Annotated in this window: 4 protein-coding genes; all 4 read right to left on the reverse strand. The window is 72.4% G+C overall.

The window, feature by feature from the left end:
- Nucleotides 1–114: 114 nt before the first annotated feature.
- Nucleotides 115–720, reverse strand: coding sequence for a hypothetical protein (locus ASG87_RS03940; RefSeq protein ID WP_235499558.1), 606 nt, complete (start codon nt 718–720; stop codon nt 115–117).
- Entirely contained in the window at nt 717–1,649 is a 933-nt protein-coding gene (gene oxyR, locus ASG87_RS03945) for a DNA-binding transcriptional regulator OxyR (protein ID WP_056001146.1), read from the reverse strand. The genes ASG87_RS03940 and oxyR overlap by 4 nt, the downstream gene beginning before the upstream one ends.
- A 134-nt stretch (nt 1,650–1,783) precedes the next feature.
- Nucleotides 1,784–3,703, reverse strand: coding sequence for a S8 family peptidase (locus tag ASG87_RS03950; RefSeq protein ID WP_056001149.1), 1,920 nt, complete (start codon nt 3,701–3,703; stop codon nt 1,784–1,786).
- Nucleotides 3,704–3,778: 75 nt separating this feature from the next.
- On the reverse strand, nt 3,779–5,012 hold a 1,234-nt coding region (locus tag ASG87_RS21165), incomplete at its 5' end, for a YadA-like family protein (protein ID WP_268761796.1).
- Nucleotides 5,013–5,167 lie beyond the last annotated feature (155 nt).

Below are 5,167 nucleotides of genomic sequence, written 5' to 3' on the forward strand. Positions count from 1 at the left end.
GTTTCTTGGGGCGGTGATAGCAGTCGAGGCGGTTGCGATGGTCGTGACCGCGATGGCCGGTGACGAAGGCGTTCGCTTGCGGCGGGGAGCAAGCGCGGCGCTGCGGCTTGCGGGCTAGGGCGCCACCGCTTCGGCGCGCTCGACGTAGACCAGTTCGCAGGCGCCGTTGCCGGTGTCGTCGCGGGTCATCGAGGTGTGCCATTGCCAGCCGTCCGGGCGGCTGGCGTCCACCAGGAAGCCTTCGAGGTGCAGTAGCTGGCCGGGGCGGATGCGGTCGAGCGCGTCGCGCACGCCGTCGTCGGCGGGGATCAGGTGCATGTTGGCGCTGTGCGTCTCGATCGCGCGGCGCGGGATCGGGAACGCATCGACGTGCCACCAGTAGAAGCGGCCGGACTGGCTGATGCGGATGTCCTTCAGCACCGTGCTGTCGGACATCGGCCCCCAGCCCAGCGCGAGGTCGAGCGGCGCGAGGGCGGCGCCGGCGTCGTGGTAGTCCTTGCGCGACAGCACCCGTGCGGTCAGCGCGAAATGCGCGCGGGTGGCGAGCGCGGTGTCGCCGCGCTGCAGCGTGCTGCCGGCGCCGGCTTCGTCCTGCTGCGGCTCGTCCGGTGCGAGCACGCCCGGCGGCTGCGCCAGCGCGCGGTGCTTCCAGTGGGACAGCGCGCCCCAGCCCACCAGCAGCACCAGGCCGATCAGCGCGAGCCGGCGCAACGGCGTCACGCCTGCGCCGATGCGGTCGCGACCGACGGCCGCAGCAGGTCGGCCGGCAGGCTGCGCACCACGTCGGCGAAGCGTTCGAGGAACGCGCCCATCGACGAGCTCTTGCGCCACACCAGGGCGATGCGCCGGCTCGGCGCGTGGCCGGCGAATTCGATCAGGTGCACGTTGTCGGTGCGCGCCATCGGCGGCTTGACCGCCAGCGTCGGCAGCAGGGTGACGCCGACGTTGGCGGCCACCATCTGGCGCAGCGTCTCCAGGCTGGTGGCGCGGAAGCCGACCTTCTCGCCGGCGCCGGCGAGCTGGCACACCTCCAGCGCCTGGTCGCGCAGGCAGTGGCCGTCCTCCAGCAGCAGCAGGCTCTCGTCCTCCAGGTCGGCCAGCTTGAGCCGGCCCTTGCGCCGCGCCAGCGGGTGGCTGTCCGGCACGGCCAGCACGAACGGCTCCTCGAACAGGAACTCGGCGTGCAGGCTGTCCTCGTGCAGGGGCAGGGCGAGCACGCCGACGTCGAGCGAGCCCTCGCGCAGCATCTTCACCACCTGCTCGGTCTTCTCCTCGATCAGCAGCAGCTCCAGCCGCGGGAAGTGCTTGCGCACCAGCGGCACCAGGTGCGGCAGCAGGTAGGGGCCGAGGGTGGGGAAGATGCCCAGCCGCAGCCGGCCGGCCTCCGGGTCGCGGGTGCGCTGGGCGATCGCCTTGATCTCGTCGATCTCGGCCAGCACGCCGCGCGCGCGGCGGGCGATCTCGCGGCCGGTCTCGGTCAGCAGCACCTTGCGCGGGGTGCGTTCCACCAGCGCCACGCCAAGCTCGTCCTCCAGCTTCCTGATCTGGGTGGAGAGGGTGGGCTGGCTGACGAAGCTGGCTTCGGCGGCGCGGCCGAAGTGGCGATGCTCGGCCAGCGAGACGAGGTACTGGAGGTCGCGCAGGTTCATGGGCCGCGGTCGTGATAGTCGATGCCTATGATTGTGACCGTGGCGATCGATCCGGGCAATGCGGGGCGATGCCCCGAAAGCAAGGGCCCCGGCTTGCGCCGGGGCCCCGATCTCCGTCCGTGAGGCGATGCTCCTTACAACTGGTAGTTGGCCAGCACCGAGACGCCGGCATACGCGGCCACGCCCACCACGCGCACGTAGTAGGTGGCGGCCTGCGGCCGGGCGATCACCACGGCCTCGTTGTTGCCCGGCTTGGCCGACTTGTACTGCGCGCCGGAGCCGTCGAGCGCCGGCGCGGCGCCGGTGGCGACGAAGATCGTCACGTCGCCGCTGCCGCCGATGGTGCGCAGGCTCAGGTTCCTCGCGCCGGCCGGCACCGCGATCGAGTACAGCGCGGTGGCGCCGGTGCCGCCGGTCTGGCCGCCCAGCAACTGGCCGTTGGTCAGCGCAGTGACGGTCTCGGCCGGCGGTTCCACGCCCAGCACGTTGTCCACCGCGGCGAGCGCGTCCACGATGCCCACGCCGATCGGCTTGTCGATGGTGACCGGGAACGGCCGCGCGGTGGTGGTCAGGATGGTCTTGATCTGCGCCGGCGTCGGCGTGTCCAGCCCGGCGTCCCTGGCGGCGCCGAGGATCAGCGCGACGGTGCCGGCGACGTGCGGCGTGGCCTGCGAGGTGCCGGCCATGCCGCCGTAGTCGGCGGTGGTCGGCACGGTCTCGCCGTCGTTGACGGTGGACCAGGAGAAGCCTTCCGGATTGGCGACCTCGCCGCTGCTGGCGTCGTTCTTGTAGACGCCGCCGCCCGGTGCGGCGATGGTCACGGCCGAGCCGTAGTTGGAGTAGTACGCGCGCTTGCCGGTGATGCCGTTGGAGCCCACGGTGATCGCGCCCGGGCAACTGGCGGGGGTGAAGTTGGCCGCGTCCGCGTTGCTGTTGCCGGCCGCCACCACCACGGTGGTGCCGCGCGCGATCGCGCCGGCGATCGCCTGGCCGGTGACGTCGTCCGCGCTGCACGCGCCGCCGCCGCCGAGGCTCATGTTGATCACCTGCGCCGGGTGCTGGTTGTCCGGCACGCCGTCGACGTGGCCGCCCGAGGCCCACACGATGGCGTCGGCGATGTCGGAGGTCATGCCGCCGCAGTGGCCCAGCACGCGCACCGGCAGGATCCTCGCGGCGTGCGCCACGCCGGCCATGCCGACGCCGTTGTCGGTCAGCTCGGCGATGTTGCCGGCCACGTGGGTGCCGTGCCAGTTGCTCGGCTCGGGCGGGTTGCTGGCGTCGGTGCACTCGCTCTTCCACGGCTCCTCGGTGGTCCAGCTGCCGGTGTCCCAGCCGCCCGCCACGCGGCCGTCGGCGTCGCGGCCGGAGATGAACGCGTCGGTGATGAAGTCGTAGCCGGCGTCGGCCAGCGACAGGTCGAGGTCTTCGTGCTGGGTGATGCCGGTGTCGAGCACGGCCACGGTGACGCCGTCGCCGTCGGCCACCTGCCACGCCTTCTCGACGTCGGCGCCGCCGCTCGGGTTGTTGAAGTGCCACTGGTACTTGGCGTAGTAGGGATCGTTCGGCGCGCCGGTGAGCAGTGCCGCCGGCTTCAGCGTGGCGGGCGCCTGGATGTCGCGCACGGCGTGCATCATCGCGTCCGGCTCGACGCGGGCGACCGCGGGATCGGCGGCGATCTGCCGCATCAGGGTGGAGGCCTCGGCCGCCGACAGCTTGCGCGAGGTGCGCACCAGGTCGGCGCCGATCGCCAGCTTGCGCTGGTAGTTCACGCCGAGCGCGGCGGCGGGCTTGCCGTTGGCGCCGAGGGTGGTGCGGTTCATGCCGGCGCGGCCGATCGCGGCGCCGATGCCCTGCACCACGGCGCTGCGGCTGGCGCGCTCGGTGCTGCCGGCGCGGTAGGTGACGATGAAGCGGTCGTAGCGGCCGCTGGCCTGCAGCGCGCCGGCGTTGACCTTGGCGTTGACGGCCGGCGCGGTGGCGGCGAAGGCGGCCGGCATCGCCAGCAGCAGGGCTGCGGCCAGGGCGGCGCGTGTGAGGATGCAACGTTCGGACATGTGTGGTTTCCCCGATCTCGTGGTGTTGTGGAGCAAACACGGCCCGGCCGGAAGGGCCGGGCCGTCGTCAGGCCGTTACCAGCCGAAGCTGACGCCGACCGTGCCAGTGGCCTCACCGCCCCCTGCGATGCTGCCGCCGACCAGTACGCTGCCGTTGCCCGGGATGCGCTTGGCGTAGCCCACCGCCAGGGCCCCCTGGCCGTGATAGCCGCCGACCGCCGCGCTGACGCGGTTGTCGGTGCCCGGCGCGGCGGCGATCGCGCCGGCCATGCCGGCCATGGCCGTGCCCATCGCGCCGACCCGGTCCAGGCGGGTGTTGACCGTGTGGAACTGGTCGCTGACCTGATTGCGGAACGAGTTGAAGTCGGTGCTGCTGACGGCGTTGGCCAGCTTCGAGTCCGTGTAGGACTTGGCCTGGCCCAGCGTCTTCTGGTCGCCGGCGTCGGCATAGCTCTTGGCCGTGACCAGCGCCTCGTCCACCTGGCTGACGTTGGCCGCGTCGGTCGGCGCGGTGCCGGCGGCCACGTTGGCGATCTGCCGCTCGTGGCCGGCGCTGCCCACCGACACCGTGTTGGCGCGGTCGGCCACCGAGCCGGCGCCCAGCGCGACGGCGTTGTCGGCGCCGGCCGCGACGCTTGCGCCCTGGCCCAGCGCGGTGCCGGAGGCGGCGTCGTTGCTGGCGCCGGCGCCCACGGTGACCGAGCCGGTCGCATTGGCCGACGAGGTGGCGCCGGTGCCGATGGTGGTGCTGTTGTCCGCACCGATCACGGCGCCGTTGCCGATCGCGATGTCGCCGCCGTCCTTCGCCACGCTGCCGTCGCCCACGGCGATGCCGCTGCCGCTGCCGGACGGGATGCCGCTGCCGATCTGGCCCACCTGCTCGCCGAGGTCGGCGAGGCTGTCCTTCAGGCCGTCGAGGCTGTTGTTCACCGCGTTGAAGGCGTCGCCGACGTTGAAGTAGCTGCTGCCCTGGATGGTGAAGGTCGGCGTGCCGATCATGCCGTTGGCGCCCATCGAGATGCCGCCGCCGATGCTCGCCGCCAGCGACTCGAACTGCTCGACGTTGACCGCCTCGCCGTGCTGCGTGCCGGCCGCCACGTTGGCGAGCACGGTGCCGTTCGCGCCGGCCAGGGTCACCTTGCCGTCGTCGCTGCCGCTGTCGTAGGTCACCGCCGCCAGCGCGTTGCCGTCGCCGTCGACCAGGCCGGTCTGCTTGAGCTGGGCCAGGTTCACCGCGTCGGTGTCCTCGGTGCCGGCGGCGACGTTGGCGATCTGGCGGGTGTTGGCGGCGTGCACCACGCCGTCGCTGNNNNCGATTCGGAACCGAGCGAGACGCTGTTCTGCGCATCCTTGGTGACCCAGGCATTGGAGCCGAGCACGGTGGAGTTCACCGCCTGCGCATAGCTGTTGTAGCCGAGCACGCTGGCGCCGTCCTCGGTGGCCCAGGCCTCGGTGCCAAGCGCG

It is taken from the genome of Frateuria sp. Soil773, assembly GCF_001428405.1.
GTDB lineage: Bacteria > Pseudomonadota > Gammaproteobacteria > Xanthomonadales > Rhodanobacteraceae > LMSL01.